This is a genomic window from Brevibacillus choshinensis, assembly GCF_001420695.1.
Taxonomy (GTDB): Bacteria; Bacillota; Bacilli; order Brevibacillales; family Brevibacillaceae; genus Brevibacillus; species Brevibacillus choshinensis.
Map to the genome: position 1 here is coordinate 1261350 of NZ_LJJB01000007.1, position 16218 is coordinate 1277567.

A 16218-nucleotide genomic window follows, 5' to 3' on the forward strand; every position below is an offset into this window, starting at 1 on the left:
CTTTTTTTGGTTCTTTTTCACCCGATTTGGCACTCCAGCCAAGAACTGTATAACAATTTGATATACTCATGTGATATACTGATTGCGTTGAAGAGAGAGAATAGAACGTATTTGCAGGGGGGAGAAGCTGTGCAAATGAAAAAAGGTACGATTGGGATGTCCTTGGTAGCGACACTCGCTCTCCTGTTCGGTGGATGGTTCTTGTATCAAAAGATTGAGATCGAGGAACCGATCCGTACAGAAATCGGACAGCTACAATCCGCGTCGTTGGCGCATCTCGATGTAGGCAAAGACAAGATTGAAATAGATTTGAAAGTAACAAAGCCTGAAGCGTTTCCACAAGAGTACCGCAATCTGCTGGAGATGACCTCGAAGCTTTCTGCCAATAAGCAAGTCGTGATCTCTGTGGACAATCAATCGCAGGATTTGAACGATATTTGGAAAAACGGTCAGTTTGTATTCACGGAAGCGATTGACCTTCATCAATACAGCCGTATTCCACAGCTGGTGGAGCAGTGGAAAACAGAGCATAAGCTCGACGATGCATCCGCTTTGATGGACGACAACAACATCTACGTGTATCTAAAAAAGGGAACGGAGGATTTCTACACGATTGTTCCCCGTACCATGGAAGAAGAGGTGACGGCTCGTGGGTAAAGAACTACTGATCGGTGTCATTCCCGGAGTCTTGATCTTTCTGTTGTTTTTAGGTGTAAACATCGTGCCGTTTGTGCTGTTTGCCGTAGTTATCGGGGCGATTTTATTTATGGTTAATCGTCAGCAAAGCGGGCAGGGTGGTAACTTTGCGCTTGGCAGCAAGCGAAAACAGAGCAAGCACGTCATTCCAAAAAGCGATATTCAATTTGCTGACATCGGTGGTCAGGAACGTGCCAAGAAGGAGCTCAAAGAAGCATTGGACTTTTTGGTGTACAAGGACAAGATTGAGCAATATGGCATTCGCCCGATTAAAGGGGTACTGCTGACAGGTCCTCCGGGAACTGGTAAGACGTTAATGGCAAAAGCCGCCGCGAATTACACCAACTCGGCATTTGTGGCTGCCTCTGGCTCCCAGTTTGTAGAGATGTACGTGGGTGTAGGTGCCCAGCGCGTTCGCGAAATGTTTAAAGAAGTGAAAGCAATGGCTGAGAAAAACGGTCAAGACAGTGCGATCATCTTCATCGATGAGATTGACGTCATCGGTGGAAAACGGGATGGCCAGCAGCAAAAAGAGTATGATCAGACCTTGAACCAGCTGCTGACGGAAATGGATGGGGTGGCTACGAGTGACAAGCCACGTGTTCTCGTCATGGCAGCTACCAACCGGAAGGACATGCTGGATTCGGCTCTGTTGCGTCCGGGGCGTTTTGACCGACACATCAATGTCGACTTGCCAGACAAGCCTGCACGTGAGCAAATCTTGACGATTCATACGGCAAACAAGCCGTTGGGCTCTGATGTTGTTCTGGAAAAAGTGGCGCAAGAGACATTTGGTTTTTCCGGAGCACAGCTGGAAAGCGTCGCCAATGAGGCAGCGATTTACGCCATGCGTGACAGCAGCAGTAAGATCGAATCTCGACATTTTGCCTATGCCGTAGATAAAGTCATGCTCGGTGAGAAAGTGGACCGGGAAGCCTCTGAGGAAGAAAAAAGACGGGTGGCCTTGCATGAATTGGGCCATGCGATTGTGAGCGAAATGGTACGTCCGGGCTCGGTATCCCAGGTCACGTTGAGTCCACGTGGTCAAGCTTTGGGCTACGTGCGTCAAAATCCTCTAGAAGACCGCTATTTGTATACGAAAGATTCGATGGAAAAGCAGATCATGGTAAGCCTGGGTGGTGCCGTCGCAGAAGAAATTTACTACGGTGGTCGCAGTACGGGCTCCAAGAACGATTTCGAGCAAGCGTTGGGAATGGCACAGGAAATCGTGCAGAGTGGGATGTCTCGTCTAGGAATCGTCCATTTGCAGTTTGTCGATAAAACGCGTATCCACGATGAAGTGGAACACTTGCTGGAAAACCTGCTGGAGAAAACGCGTGAAATGTTAAGCAAATGTGATGTCGTATTCAAGAACAGTCTCCAAACCTTGCTAGACTCAGAAGTGCTGCAAGGAGACGAGTTCCGCGCATTGCTAGAGAAAAACCAATCGAAAGAACATGTCGCTGTATAATACGAAACCCGCTAGCCACTCGAGTTCCTGTTGGCCGGCGGGTTTTTGTTAGGCGCAGGAATTCCAAAGCGCACCTACATCCATATCCGATGCTGAGCATAGCCCCATACATAGAATGTACTCATTAACCTAGGTACAGGAGAACATACAAGAAGAACCCCACTAGTTGAAGATGAAGACCTGCTTCCCTCGCTGTTGTAGCAGCATGAGCTCCGGTTAGTGTTGTTTGCTGTGGAAACTTTTTTTCTCCTAGGTACCAAACGCCTATGTGGATGAATAACCTACATAAGATACGGGATAGACATCAGGAGGCAAGGAGACTCTATGGCAAATGTAAATCGGCGAAAGCTAAACAAAAATTTGGGGAAAACGTTTAAACAAAGCCGCCCGGAAAATGAGATACCACTCATGCAGACCTCTACAGACGTGGATTGGCTCAGCGCTTTGGAGGCAGATCTATTGGATGCGGAACTCAATGCTCCGCCCCAGCCTGCCCCGATCGTATCCAGGAGCAGCCAAACTCCGCCACCAATGCCCAGAATGCCCAAGCAGGGTATTTCCTCTAATCAAACAACTTTTACCAAAGTGATAAAAGATCGTAATGATGACCGAGTGAGATCGTTTGTATACACAGACGATCTGACAGATCAGTCCGTTACGAATGAAAAGATCGCTAATCGTGCTATTGACACGTCCAAAGTAAAGCCAGGGAGCATAGACAACTCCTTATTGAAGGACTACGCGGTGGATAGCAGCAAGCTGGCGGATTCCAGCGTGACTTCAAACAAAATTGCCCCTCAAGCCATTCACAGTGAGCATCTAGGCAGAGGGATCATCTATAGTGAGATGATACAGGATCGTTCCATTTCGGGTCAAAAGCTAATCAATAACAGCATCACTTCAGAAAAATTGGCGGATAAAGTTATTGATTCTATGAAGTTTGCCGAAGGAACAATTCAGAGCAAGCATATTCAAGATCAAGCCATCACCACTGAATTGATCCAGGACCAAGCCATTACGGGAGATAAACTCAAAACAGGCGGTGTCCAAACAAGACATTTGGCCAATTACGCCGTCAATTCGGTCAAACTGGAGGATGGGGCTGTTACGACCGACAAGGTCCGCGATGGGGCTGTTACTGCAGTCAAACTCGACGAAGACGCAATCGAATCCCAGCACATTCGGGAAGGTGCCATTCTTCATCACCACGTGGCGGAGTTAGCGATCGATGGTAGCAATATAGCACCAGGAGCGGTCAATGATGTGCACATAGCGTTCCAGACAATCTATTCACAGCACTTGCATCCAGAAGCTGTCACGAGTGATAAAATCAGCCCGTACGCCGTGTTGACAGAGCATTTGGATCATTCCAGCGTCACCTCCGAAAAAGTAGCCAAAGAATCCATTAGCAGTGTCCACTTGCAAGCGGCAAGCATTCAAACATCCCATTTGCAAGATCAGGTGGTCACAACGAAAAAGCTTGGAGATTCGCAAGTGACGACGTCGAAACTCGCGGATAAGTCGATCACACACGAAAAACTGGGGAATCGAAGCGTGTGGAGCCATCACCTGCTCGAAGATAGTGTGGAAGCAAAGCATCTTGCTGATGGAGCAATCATCCCGGAAAAGCTGGCAAAAAAGGTCATTGAAGAACAGCATTTGACCGAACGATTGATTGGACCATCACACCTGCGTGAATACTCCGTGCAAACCCAACACCTGTTGGATCATCTCGTCACGACATCCAAGCTGGCTCCAGAGTCAGTCTCAACGGATAAAATTACGGAATTGAGCGTCACCACGAATAAACTGGCGGATTCGGCTGTAACTGCGCAAAAAATGAGCAGCGAGGCAGTTAAAACCCGTCATTTGGGCAAAGCCTCCGTGACAGGAGAAAAGTTAGCTGAAAAAAGCGTAACAGCAGTGCATCTCGCCAGTCTTTCGGTGCAAAATGAGCATATCCAGCCAAAATCTATCACCAAGGAAAAATTGCAGGAAGGCAGTGTCACACGCGAGAAGCTGGTTGATCGAGTCGTGGATGGCACAAAGCTAGAGCTGAAAACAGTGACGGGGGAGCATATTGTATTTGACAGCCTGACAGGGCGGCATCTCGCGGAAGGAAGCATTACGGGTGAAAAAATCAAAGCAAACGTGATCGAAACCAAACACCTGAATAAGTCGATCATCATGGAAGAGCAACTTGCTGATGGAAGCGTGACCAGTCAAAAAATTGTACCCGGTGCGATCAGTCCCGCTCATCTTGAGGATCACTCCATTCCAGCTGAAAAGCTAGCCTTTCATCCAGTTGAAACCAGCAGAACACCAGGGACGACTCTACAGCTGTTTGGATTTACACCGTTTCGGATGGAAACAGGACAAAAGACGGTTGATGTCAAGGTGCCGCTGCAACAGCCGTTTGCAAATACGAATTATTGTATAGTCGGCATGACCAATCAGTCCGGCACGTCTGTTTCCCTCAAGAAGGTAACGAAATGGGCAGCAGTTCTCACTGTTTTCCGCCTTGTGGGCCTGGAGGAAAAGGGGGGAGTTCTCCAATGGATCGCGATCGGAGAAAAGGGATCTCTAGAGGACAAAGACGATTTCGACATTTTGGAGATGACGAGCGAGGAAGAAACGATTGATTTGCCAGAGGAATTAGAGGAAGAAACGCTTGATTTGCTAGAGGAATTAGAGGAAGAAGCGCTTGATTTGCCAGAGGAATTAGCAGAAGAACAGTGAAATGGTTACACCTTCCTGTGATTTGCAGGGAGGTTTTTTGTTTTCATAATTATATTATGGTAAACTTATTGTTAGGAGTCTTTCATTGAATTTGCCAGACCCCAATAGTATAATTGTTAGGTATACTCAGTCTGCTATTTGTCTGGGACGGTAAATGGAGGGAAATGATCCGATGTTGACGACGATTGCCCAGGTGGGGCAGCATGTTGGACAAGAAGTACGTATGGGTTGCTGGCTGTATAACAAGCGAGGCAGCGGAAAAATTCAATTTCTGCAATTGCGTGATGGCTCCGGCTTTATCCAAGGGGTCGTGGTAAAAGCAGAAGTAGCTGAAGACGTTTGGGAAAAAGCGTCTAAACTGACACAAGAAAGCTCTCTTTACATAACGGGTGTTGTTCGGGCAGATGACCGCGCACCAAGTGGATACGAATTGAATGTGACTGGTGTGGAGATTATCCAGATCGCAGAAAATTATCCGATTTCCTTAAAAGAGCATGGCGTTGATTTCCTGATGGATCACCGTCATTTGTGGTTGCGTACCCCACGTCAGCGTGCAGTGATGGCTGTTCGTTCTGAAGTGATTCGTGCGATGTACGAGTTCTTCCAGCAAAATGGATTCTTCAAAGTCGATCCACCGATTTTGACTCCTACTTCTGCGGAAGGGACGACAAATCTGTTCCACACCAAGTACTTTGATGAAGATGCTTACCTGTCTCAATCGGGTCAGCTGTATATGGAAGCAGCTGCAATGGCATTGGGTCGGGTTTACTCGTTTGGACCGACTTTCCGGGCAGAAAAATCAAAGACTCGTCGCCATTTGATTGAGTTTTGGATGATCGAGCCGGAGATGGCGTTCGTGGATCAAGAAGAAAACCTGCGCATTCAGGAAGCGTTCGTGTCTCATGTCGTTCAATCCGTTCTGAAAAACTGTCAGATGGAACTGAAAACGTTGGAACGCGACACAACCAAGCTCCAAGGTGTGACTGGTTCATTCCCTCGTATCAGCTATGATGATGCGATCAAATTGCTCCAGGAAAAAGGTAGTGAAATCAAGTGGGGCGACGATTTTGGTGCTCCAGATGAGACGACTATTGCCGAGCACTTCGACAAGCCTGTCTTCATCACAAACTATCCTACTGAGATCAAGGCGTTCTATATGAAGCCAGATCCTGAGCGTCCAGAAGTGGTGCTATGTGCCGACTTGATCGCCCCAGAAGGATATGGGGAGATCATCGGAGGAAGTCAACGTATCGACGATCCAGAGCTGTTGGAAAAACGCTTTGCTGAGCATGAGCTATCGGAAGACGCTTATCGCTGGTATCTGGATCTGCGCAAGTACGGTACCGTCCCTCACTCTGGTTTTGGCCTGGGTCTGGAGCGTACCATCGCCTGGATCTGCGGATTGGATCACGTACGCGAGACTATTCCATTCCCACGTATGCTGTACCGTCTCTACCCTTAATTTCTTGTAGCCAAGTGTACACCCTGTTGCTGAAGGGCAGCAGGGTGTTCCTATTGTTTTGACACGATTTTCGTGTTTCTGCACTCCCTTGTCATTCCAACACAGAGGTGAAAAAAGCTTTATGGATTCCCAAATATTGCAACTGTTGCAAGAAGGTGCAACATCCGTCTCCAACCTGCTCTTGAAAATGTACAAACGCATGTCTTTGGCTGATGACGAGATGATGCTGCTCATCCATCTGCTTTCCTTTCAACAAGAGGGGAATCGCTTCCCTACTTTAACCGAGCTGGAGGAGCGAATGTCCTTGTCGAATATGAGACTGATACAATCGCTGCAAAAGCTTCTGAAGGAAGAATGGATTAGCATTGACGAATTTATCGACCCACAAACCGGGATGCGGCATGAGCAATACAATTTGACGCCTTTGTATCGGAAGCTATACCAAACCTGGCGAGAGCAGCAAACGGACCCGCATTTGATAGAATCAATCAACGAACCGTTTCGACAAGCTGCAGCCTCACTGGATGACGAGCCTGTTGCGATATATGGACGATTTGAACAGGCATTTGGACGTCCGCTCTCCCCGTTTGAACTGGAAAGCATCCACATGTGGACCGGACAAGACGGCTACTCGGAAGAATTGGTTTTGACCGCCTTGCGCGAAGCAGCCACCGTAGGCAAGCTGCACATTCGCTATATCGACCGAATTTTGCTCGAATGGCAGAAGCAGCAAATTACGAGTGTGGAGCAAGCTCGGCACTACAGCATGAATTTTCGCAGACAATCCACCTCTAAAGACCATCGTCAACCGCTTTGATTGTTCAACAATCAAAGCGGTTTTTTCTTTGCTTCGGCACGGTATACGTACCCATTTTGCGACTTCATCATAACCTATACCATAAATGCGTGTTGCTACACCTGTATACATGATCTTCTTTCTGCAGGGGCAACAAAGTTGGAGGGAATGGCTTGTGGAAAAAAAGAAAAAATGGGATCTGCCTCATTGGGTAATGCCAGGCGTATTCTCTGGCAACTACGTGGTAGATGAAGCGGTTGAGCGTATATCCATCGTAAAACCTACGGAAAAGGAATTGGAGCCAGCGAACGGATATTCGGCGGAGACGATCATCGAGACAGCTGTAGAACAAGCATCGCCACCGCTGCCCGAACAACCGATTGAAATCATTCTTACGCACAAAGAGTCCGTCATTCATGATCAAGTGGAAAAGCTGGATCTGGAAATTACCTCTTTGAAGGAACAGCTGACTTCGTGGGAAAAACGATTTCGTGAGCTGGAGGAGACGCAAACCAAAGAGATTCAGTACTTGTATCAGGTGGTTCTTGCCTTGAAAAAGGAGTGGGAGAACGAGCGTAATGAAGATAGCCATCATTAGCCCTGGCCCTTTCTCCGTTCCACCCGTCAAAGGCAGCTCTGTTGAACATGATATCGATGAAGTGACCAAGATGATCGATCCAGAGCATCAGGTTACGATTTATACAAGAACTTGTGATACCTATCCCCGATCAGCGGTGGAGGAGAATCGAGAGTTTATCCGCTTTTCCTATAATCAGGGTCCGAAGCTTTACTTACAGCGAATTATTCGACACATTCGCAAACGAAAGCCAGATGTCATCATGGTGGAGAACAGGCCGATCTACGTTCTCGCCTTAAAGCGCCATTTTCCAAAGATCCCGATGTTCGTCAATATGCACTCCCATGTGTATGCTTCCAAAGGCATGATCAGTAAAGAAAAAATGAAAAAAGTAGTGCGTCTTACGGCCGGTTTCTTCACCAATAGTGAATACCTGCGGCGTCATTTTATGAAGGCCTGTCGAATTCCTGCCCATAAGATTCACGCGGTTCATTTGGGAGTAGACGTCAGTCCGTATCAGGTGGCGAAAATTCATTTTTCGATCCGAAAAATTAGAAAACAAATCGGTCTTCAACCCGAAGATCGCGTCCTTTTCTATGCGGGTCGATTGATGCGGGCAAAGGGTGTACACGTCTTGTTAAAGGCATTTCGAGAGGTTAGCGAGCAGGATCCACTGGCTCGGCTCGTCATCGTTGGAGGTACGGGCTATGGCAGCAACCGTCTGAATCCGTATGTGCGAGAGCTGAAAAAGCTGGCAAAGCCGCTGGGTGACAAGGTCAAGTTTGTCAATTTTGTCCCCAGTGCGCAAATGCCACTTTACTATCAGCTAGGCGATGTCGTGGCGACCCCATCGGTTTGGCAGGAAGCATTTTGTCGCGTCAATCTGGAGGCAATGGCTTCCGGGAAGCCCGTCATTACGACCCCTCGGGGAGGAATAGGAGAGGTGGTCACGCATCAAGGTAGCGGATTTTTACTCCCGCCAGAGAAGTGGAAAAAAGAGCTTCCAGCTGTATGGAATCTTCTCTGGGGTGTCCCTGCGATCCGGACGGAAATGGGGAAAAACGCATTGATGAGAGCCAAGCAGTTTTCGTGGTACGCGACAGCTCAAGGTTATTTGAATGTTTTCGAGAAAGTTTGCAAGAAACAAAAGACTCCTTCTCCCTCCAAACAAACTCTGCGTAAAACCGGCTAATCAGGCGCCATTTCGCATAGGTGCCTGCCCTTTCTTTCCTCGCCTTAGACGTTTGCCCTGTCCAGAAAGCACGAGACGCATACTTTATAAGTATCGCAGAGCACCTTTGGGGAGTGATACTTGTGAAAGGGTTAATCTTGTGTGCTGGACGGGGTACGCGACTGCACCCGTTCTCCTACTCGCAGCCAAAAACCCTCCTCCCTGTGGCCAATCATCCGGTTTTACACTATTGCATCCGCAAACTGCGTGAAGTGGGTGTCCATGACATCGGGATCGTCATTCACCCTTCCCAAGTGCAAATTCCACCTCTCGTAGGCGATGGTAGTCAATTCGGGGCTACCATTACGTTTATTGAGCAGAAGGACCCTTTGGGAATCGCCCATGCCGTCCAACTCGCGCAACCGTTCCTGCTTGACGAACCGTTTATTTTGTTACTCGGTGACAACTTGTTGATGGATTCGCTGCACGGGCTTACGCGTGCGTTTTCAGGTACAACATCCGACGGCGTTGTGATGCTAAGTGAAGTGGAGAGACCACAGGATTATGGGATCGCCGAAGTACAGGAAGGGCGCCTGGTCTCAGTTGAGGAAAAACCCCGCGAGCCGAAGAGTAATCTGGCGGTAATTGGCGCCTACCTGTTTACCAAACCCATTTTTGAGTCGATTGCTACACTTCAGCCATCCGCCCGTGGTGAGCTCGAGATCACGGACGCGATCCAGTCTTTGATAGATCGTGGTTTTCATATTTCCCATGCCGTTACGACTGGGAAGTACTCGGATGTGGGGACGATTGATCGCTGGCTGGAGGCGAATCGGTGGATGTTGACGAACGATTTGGGTGATCAGCATCAGATTGGAAAAGACTCTATTGTTGAAAACTGTGATATCGTGGGACCTGTCTTGATCGGCGACGGTTGTCAGATCAAGAACAGCCGACTGGGACCCTTTGTATCCATACAGAACGGCGTCCAATTAGAAAATTGTGCACATATTGAAAACAGCATTCTCTTAGAAAATAGCTCTTTGTCAGATGTCGCGTGGAAGGTGTCAGATAGCGTATTTGGTCGCTCGTCGCAGTTAACCGGACATTCAACGGAGAGCAGTGGCGTCATAATTTTGAGTGACAAATCCTCGATCCGCATTCCAGCCATTAAGAGGGAGGAGCCATGAATCCGACCTTTACCGTTGTGATCCCTACGTACAATCGAGCTAATTTTATCCAAAAAGCGATCAATAGCGTTATCAAGCAGTCCTGTAAAGATTGGAAGCTGCTGATTATGGACGATGCGTCTACGGACAAAACGAGAGGCAAGGTGGATAAATATTTGTTCCATCCGAATATTGCCTACTACCGGATGGAGAAAAATTCAGGCATATCCAAAGTGATGAACCAAGCGCTGACAATGGTGGATACACCGTACCTCGTACAATTGGATTCGGACGATTGGTTGCCCAGAAGGACGTTAGCTGTACTGAAAAGGTATATTCACAAAAGCAAGCCGAGTACTGCCTTGTATTACGGGAATGTAAAGATCTGGCGGGTAAAACGAGGTAAGTACTACAACCCGTTTCTCGTCAAGCACAAGCATTTCCGCAACAAATATCAGTTCCTGAAATACAACCGCTGGATGGTGGCTCCACGCTGCTATCGAGTAGCTGCACTTCGGGAGGTAGGAGGATGGGATACGTCTGACAAGTACGATGGACGGATCATGGAAGACCGCCGTATCATCTTGCGCTTGATCGAGCGCTATCGAGTCCGATTCATCAATAAAAAGCTGTATAACCGTACCAAGCATCGCGGACAGCTCACGGACGGCAAGATGAAGCGAAGGCGCAATCACCTTCGAAGAAAGACGTTTAAATACTATTTAAAACGGTGGGGTAATAAATACAAGCCTGTCTTTTCGTACAAAAATGGATACTTGATCATCAAACGACTGAAGAAAGTGAGGCGGCGACGGCGATGACAAAAGCGCTTGTCACCGGGTGTGCCGGTTTTATAGGGTCCCATTTGACTCAACGACTGTTGAATGAAGGAGTGACAGTCATTGGAGTAGATGGTTTCCTCGATAATTACGATGTGGCAGCAAAGCTTCGTAATTTAGCAGAAATCGGGAATCATCCCGCCTTTACCTTTCATTCGACGATGCTGCAGACGCAGCGGTGGAAGGAGTGGCTGGATGGTGTAGACGTGGTCTACCATCTGGCTGCACTTCCAGGTGTCCGAAACAGCTGGGGCAAAGCCTTTACCGATTACGTGAACCATAACATCCTGGCGACGCAGATGCTACTGGAAGCGTGCTTGCAACTTCCGAAACCACCGGTCGTCGTCGTTTCCTCCTCTTCATCAGTCTACGGGACGATGCAAGGTACGTTTACAGATGAGTCGTCACCATTACGGCCGGTTTCCCCCTATGGGGTGACAAAAGAGGCAATGGAGCAAATCTGCCAGGTCTATGTAAAAGCGTACGGATTGCCAGTCACCATGCTGCGGTATTTTACGGTCTACGGCCCTAGGCAACGCCCGGACATGGCGTTTCATCGGTTTTTTCGACAGATGATGAAAGGCGAACCGGTTGTGATCTACGGCGATGGACAGCAATCGCGAGACTTTACGTACGTGGCTGACGCCGTTCAGGCGAATCTGCTTGCAGCGCGCCACGCTTTACCAGGAGAAATCTTTAATGTAGGCGGAGACCGGGAAATCAAGCTGCTCGACGTGTTGAACATCATGGGTGGCCTGTTGAATGTCACACCGAATCTATCCTTCCAGAGTGGTCCAGCAGGTGATTCTTTGCGCACTTGTGCGGATATTCAGCTGGCTCAGAATCGGTTGGGATTCCGCCCGCAAGTCCCTCTAGAAGAAGGTCTACGCCTGCAATTCGTTGATATGCGCGCACAAGCCAAGGGATAACTTTCAAAAAACTGGAGGCTAGTTGCATGCATCGGGTCCTCGTCTATCGAAGAAAATTCCTTCCTAGAAGCGAAACATTCATTTACGAGCAGTTGCATGGACACACCCATGTGAAACCGATCGTATTGACGAGACAGCGTCCATTTAATCGCAAACAGTTTCCTTATTCGCCGGTCTATGTGCGCAAGCATATGGCCGGCCTCTCCACATGGTTGAGAAGAAAAAAGGTCAAATGCTTGCACGCTCGCTTCGGACCTGCCGGCCTGGAGCTGCTCCCATATGCCAAGAAAACGAAACTGCCGCTTATTACGTCTTTTCATGGCTTTGACGCGACCAAACGTGTCAAAGGAAATCTAGGCTATCGGCGGGCGTTGAAGCGACTATTCCGCAGGGGAAAGGCATTTACAGTAGTTAGTACTCACATGAAAAAAAGATTGGTGCGGCTAGGCTGTCCTTCGAAAAAGATAACTCTCGTCCGTTCAGGCATCGACTTGCGCAAATTCCCCATGCAACCTGCCCTGCCCGTTTCGAATGGGGAGTATCGTATACTCAGTGTCGGTCGCTTGACAGAAAAAAAGGGCATGGACACCTTGGTCAAGGCGTTTGCAAGCGTGCGGAAAAGCCACCCTCGTGCCAAGCTCATTATCGTCGGGGAAGGGGAGGAAAAACGCAAGCTGCGACGCCTGATTAAAAAATACAAGCTAGGGGGTCAGGTCGTTCTAAAAGGTGCGCTGACCCATCACGAAGTACAACGTGAGCTGGCAAGGTGCCATTTGTTTGCTATTGCCTGTAAGACGGCGCGAAATGGCGATCAGGAGGGCATTCCAAACGTACTGATGGAAGCGATGGCGACAGGCCGTCCGGTCATTTCCACGTACCATTCGGGTATTCCCGAGTTAGTCGAACACAAAGAGACAGGGTACTTAGTGCCAGAGCGTTCGCCAACGAAAATGGGACGAATGATCAACCACGTACTGGACTCTCGAGAAGAATGGGCAGAGGTCGTTGCGCGAGCACGAGCGAAAGTAGAACGGAATCATAACATCGAAAAACAACGCGCCAAGCTGGAAGAACTCTACTTGCGCGTGATGAAAAAATGATGAGGTGAAAGAATGAAGGTTGCCGTTATCGGTACCGGATATGTTGGGTTGACGACGGCGGTCTCACTAGCGATGAAAGGTCATGACGTTCTTGGAATCGATCTCGTTGAGGCCAAAATTGTTCAGTTACAACAAGGGAAATCACCAATCTACGAACCGGGGTTAGAAGAAGCACTAGGGGAGCTGCTAAAGAGCGGCACATTGAAATTTACAACCCAAATAGCTGACGCTTGGGAAGCAGAGATCCTGTTTATTTGTGTTGGTACGCCGGAATCTGCAGACGGAACAGCGGATCTGAGGTACGTATTTGCTGCGGTTTCCGCAGTGGAATCGTTGCACCGCAAGGCTCCCCGGGATCGTGCCGTAGTAATGAAAAGTACTGTTCCCGTAGGAACTGGAGACCGAATCGCTGAGCTATTGCGTGAGATCGACGGACTGCACGTTGTCTCTAATCCCGAGTTTTTACGTGAGGGGAATGCCCTGAAGGATGCATTGCAGCCCACTAGGATTGTGATTGGGACCGATCATCAGGACGCAGCTGACGCCATGGAAAAGCTCTATCAGGGAGTCTCTGCGACGCGTGTGTCAACGACCAGGGCAAACGCAGAATTGATCAAATACGCTTCCAACGCCTTTCTCGCTACACGAATTTCGTTCATGAATGAGTTGGCGAGATTGAGTGGAGAGCTCGGGACGGATATCGTGACGGTTGCGCACGGGATGGGGCTAGACAGCCGAATCGGCCCAGAGTTTTTGCGGGCCGGTGTGGGTTATGGCGGTTCGTGCTTTCCCAAAGACACGATTGCCTTGCTCCAGCTCGCCAATCAGCATGGAATATCACTGACGATCCTTGATAAAGTCCGCGAAGTAAATACCAAGCAGCCGACCTGGTTTTTGGAGCAGCTGCGAAAACAGATGGATGATGTGGCTGGTAAGAGAATCGCGGTGCTGGGACTCGCCTTCAAGCCTGAAACCGATGATATACGAGAAGCTCCTTCTCTCAAAGTATTGGAGGCTCTGCAAAAGGACGGAGCATCCATTGTTGCCTATGATCCGATCGCAGTAGACATCGTCCGTCCGCTATTTCCAAAGGTCGAGTACACAGACAATCCGGTAGAGGCTTTTATAGGAGCAGACGCCGCACTCCTGATCACGGAGTGGAAGGAATGCGTGCAGCTGGATTGGGAAGAAATCAAGGCGAGTATGGCAGCTCCATTGTTGTTTGACGGTCGCAACGCTTGGCCAGCCAAGCAATTGAAGGATGCAGGTTTTCATTATACAGGTGTGGGTAGAAGCTGACTATTCCAAGCAGGAGCGGTCAGCTTTTTTTTTACAATTTGAACCAAGAGGCATAATAAGATAGGATAATCATATGGATGATTTCACCAACCAGCAAACTACGAGGGAGTGATCACGGTGAACAAAAGCAAAACACTGCCTAAACGCAATGACGTCCCTGCTGAATACAAGTGGCGTCTCGAAGATATTTACCCGAGCGATTCCGATTGGGAAAAAGACGTGCAGAAAGCAAAGCAGCTCGCGGATCAAATCGCAGGGATGAAAGGCAAGCTCGGACAGTCTGGAGAAGAATTGCTAGCTGCGCTGACGCTGCAAGATGAATTACTTCAGACGCTCGACCAAGTCTATGTCTACGCAAGAATGCGGCGTGATGAAGACAACGCAAACAGCACCTATCAAGGATTGACCGACCGAGCGACTAGCTTGAGTACGCAAGTCTATGGAGCGATTTCATACATACAGCCAGAGATTTTGGACATTTCCACCGAAGAAATGGAAAAATGGCTAAAAGAAGTCTCAGGGTTAGAGCACTATCGTATTTTGCTCGAGGAAATCATGCGATTCAAGCCGCATACTCTCTCCTCCGATGAAGAAGCGCTACTGGCGAATATGAGTGAATTGGCTTCTGCCCCAAGTAAAATCTACGGCATGCTGGCCAATGCAGATATGAAATTCCCGATGATTACGGATGAAAATGGGGAAGAGGTGGAGCTGACGAAAGGACGCTACACGCAGTTCATGGAAAGCAAGGACAGACGTGTACGGAAAGAAGCCTTCGAGGCTCTCTATGAGACCTACGGCAAATTCCGCAATACGATCGCGGCATCGTTGACGTCTGCCATCAAAGGTGATGTCTTCTACGCCCGCACCCGGAAGTACCCGTCTGCGCTCTACGCTGCTTTGTTCGCGGACAACGTGGATCTGTCGGTCTATGACAACCTGATTGCAACGATTCATGAGCATCTGCCGTTGATGCATCGCTATATCGCTCTGCGGAAAAAATTGCTTGGGGTCGACGAGCTCCATATGTACGATTTGTACGTCCCGATTGTTCCAGAAGTGGATATGAAAATCCCGTATGATCAGGCTGTTTCCACGATCAAAGAAGCTCTTCATCCACTGGGAGAAGAGTACGGCCGTGTGCTTGAGGAGGGCTTCTCCAACGGATGGATCGACGTCCACGAGAATGAAGGCAAGACGAGCGGCGCGTATTCATGGGGAGCGTATTCGACGCATCCTTATGTGCTGATGAACTACCAGGACAACGTGAACAACATGTTTACGCTGGCACATGAAATGGGGCATGCTCTGCATAGCTACCATTCGAACCATGCTCAGCCTTATACGTACGCGGACTACAAAATTTTCGTAGCAGAAGTGGCTTCCACGCTCAACGAAGCTCTACTCATGGACCATCTGCTCGAGACCACGACCGACAAACAGCAACGAATGTTCCTGATCAATTACTATCTAGAGCAGTTTAGAGGAACTGTATTCCGTCAGACGATGTTTGCTGAATTTGAAAAGATCGTACACGATAAGGAAGAGAAGGGCGAGCCGCTAACGGCAGATTCACTCAGCGAAATCTATCGCGAACTGAATGTGGCTTACCATGGTCCAGATATGGTTGTAGACAGTCAAGTCGATTTAGAATGGGCCCGAATTCCTCATTTCTATCGTAATTTCTACGTCTACAAGTACGCGACCGGTTTCTCAGCGGCGACTTCTCTTTCCAAGCAGATTTTGGAGGAAGGTCAACCTGCTGTCGATCGATACCTCAATTTCCTGAAAGGCGGCAGCTCCGACTATCCACTGAATCTGCTGAAAAATGCAGGCGTGGATATGACGTCTCCTGAGCCGATTCGCGAAGGCTTGGCAGTCTTTAAAGAACTGCTGGAGGAAATGGAGCAGCTGGTATCAAAAAACTAGTGTACACATAAGCACGCGAAGGATAGATCAAGCAGCCAGGG

13 protein-coding genes are annotated in these 16218 nt (G+C 48.7%); all 13 read left to right on the forward strand.

Annotation, left to right across the window (positions count from 1 at the left end; genetic code table 11):
* Positions 1 to 129 precede the first annotated feature (129 nt).
* Positions 130 to 657: a hypothetical protein gene (locus AN963_RS06135; RefSeq protein ID WP_055743636.1), complete on the forward strand. Its 528-nt coding sequence runs from the start codon at positions 130 to 132 to the stop codon at positions 655 to 657.
* Positions 650 to 2167, forward strand: coding sequence for an AAA family ATPase (locus AN963_RS06140; protein ID WP_055743637.1), 1518 nt, complete (start codon positions 650 to 652; stop codon positions 2165 to 2167). The genes AN963_RS06135 and AN963_RS06140 overlap by 8 nt, the downstream gene beginning before the upstream one ends.
* Before the next feature lie 324 nt (positions 2168 to 2491).
* Positions 2492 to 4906 carry a WIAG-tail domain gene (locus tag AN963_RS06145; RefSeq protein WP_152985607.1) on the forward strand — a complete coding sequence of 805 codons (2415 nt, stop codon included), beginning with the start codon at positions 2492 to 2494 and terminating at the stop codon, positions 4904 to 4906.
* A 172-nt stretch (positions 4907 to 5078) separates the two neighbouring features.
* Positions 5079 to 6368: an asparagine--tRNA ligase gene (gene asnS, locus AN963_RS06150; RefSeq protein ID WP_055743638.1), complete on the forward strand. Its 1290-nt coding sequence runs from the start codon at positions 5079 to 5081 to the stop codon at positions 6366 to 6368.
* A 121-nt stretch (positions 6369 to 6489) separates the two neighbouring features.
* Positions 6490 to 7185, forward strand: coding sequence for a DnaD domain-containing protein (locus AN963_RS06155; RefSeq protein ID WP_055743639.1), 696 nt, complete (start codon positions 6490 to 6492; stop codon positions 7183 to 7185).
* A 154-nt stretch (positions 7186 to 7339) separates the two neighbouring features.
* Positions 7340 to 7762 (forward strand): hypothetical protein, encoded by a 423-nt coding sequence (locus AN963_RS06160; protein ID WP_055743640.1) that lies wholly within the window; start codon positions 7340 to 7342, stop codon positions 7760 to 7762.
* Positions 7743 to 8933, forward strand: coding sequence for a glycosyltransferase family 4 protein (locus AN963_RS06165; RefSeq protein ID WP_055743641.1), 1191 nt, complete (start codon positions 7743 to 7745; stop codon positions 8931 to 8933). The genes AN963_RS06160 and AN963_RS06165 overlap by 20 nt, the downstream gene beginning before the upstream one ends.
* Positions 8934 to 9055: 122 nt before the next feature.
* A complete protein-coding gene (locus AN963_RS06170; RefSeq protein WP_055743642.1) occupies positions 9056 to 10102 on the forward strand; it encodes a glucose-1-phosphate thymidylyltransferase in 1047 nt (348 codons plus the stop codon).
* Positions 10099 to 10902 (forward strand): glycosyltransferase family 2 protein, encoded by an 804-nt coding sequence (locus AN963_RS06175; protein ID WP_055743643.1) that lies wholly within the window; start codon positions 10099 to 10101, stop codon positions 10900 to 10902. Before AN963_RS06170 ends, AN963_RS06175 begins: the two co-directional genes overlap by 4 nt.
* Positions 10899 to 11849, forward strand: coding sequence for an NAD-dependent epimerase/dehydratase family protein (locus tag AN963_RS06180; RefSeq protein WP_055743644.1), 951 nt, complete (start codon positions 10899 to 10901; stop codon positions 11847 to 11849). Before AN963_RS06175 ends, AN963_RS06180 begins: the two co-directional genes overlap by 4 nt.
* A 26-nt stretch (positions 11850 to 11875) precedes the next feature.
* Positions 11876 to 12949 (forward strand): glycosyltransferase, encoded by a 1074-nt coding sequence (locus AN963_RS06185; protein ID WP_055743645.1) that lies wholly within the window; start codon positions 11876 to 11878, stop codon positions 12947 to 12949.
* Between the two features lie 12 nt (positions 12950 to 12961).
* Positions 12962 to 14248 (forward strand): UDP-glucose dehydrogenase family protein, encoded by a 1287-nt coding sequence (locus AN963_RS06190; protein WP_055743646.1) that lies wholly within the window; start codon positions 12962 to 12964, stop codon positions 14246 to 14248.
* Positions 14249 to 14365: 117 nt separating this feature from the next.
* Positions 14366 to 16177, forward strand: a complete 1812-nt coding sequence (pepF, locus tag AN963_RS06195; protein ID WP_055743647.1) for an oligoendopeptidase F — start codon at positions 14366 to 14368, stop codon at positions 16175 to 16177.
* Positions 16178 to 16218 lie beyond the last annotated feature (41 nt).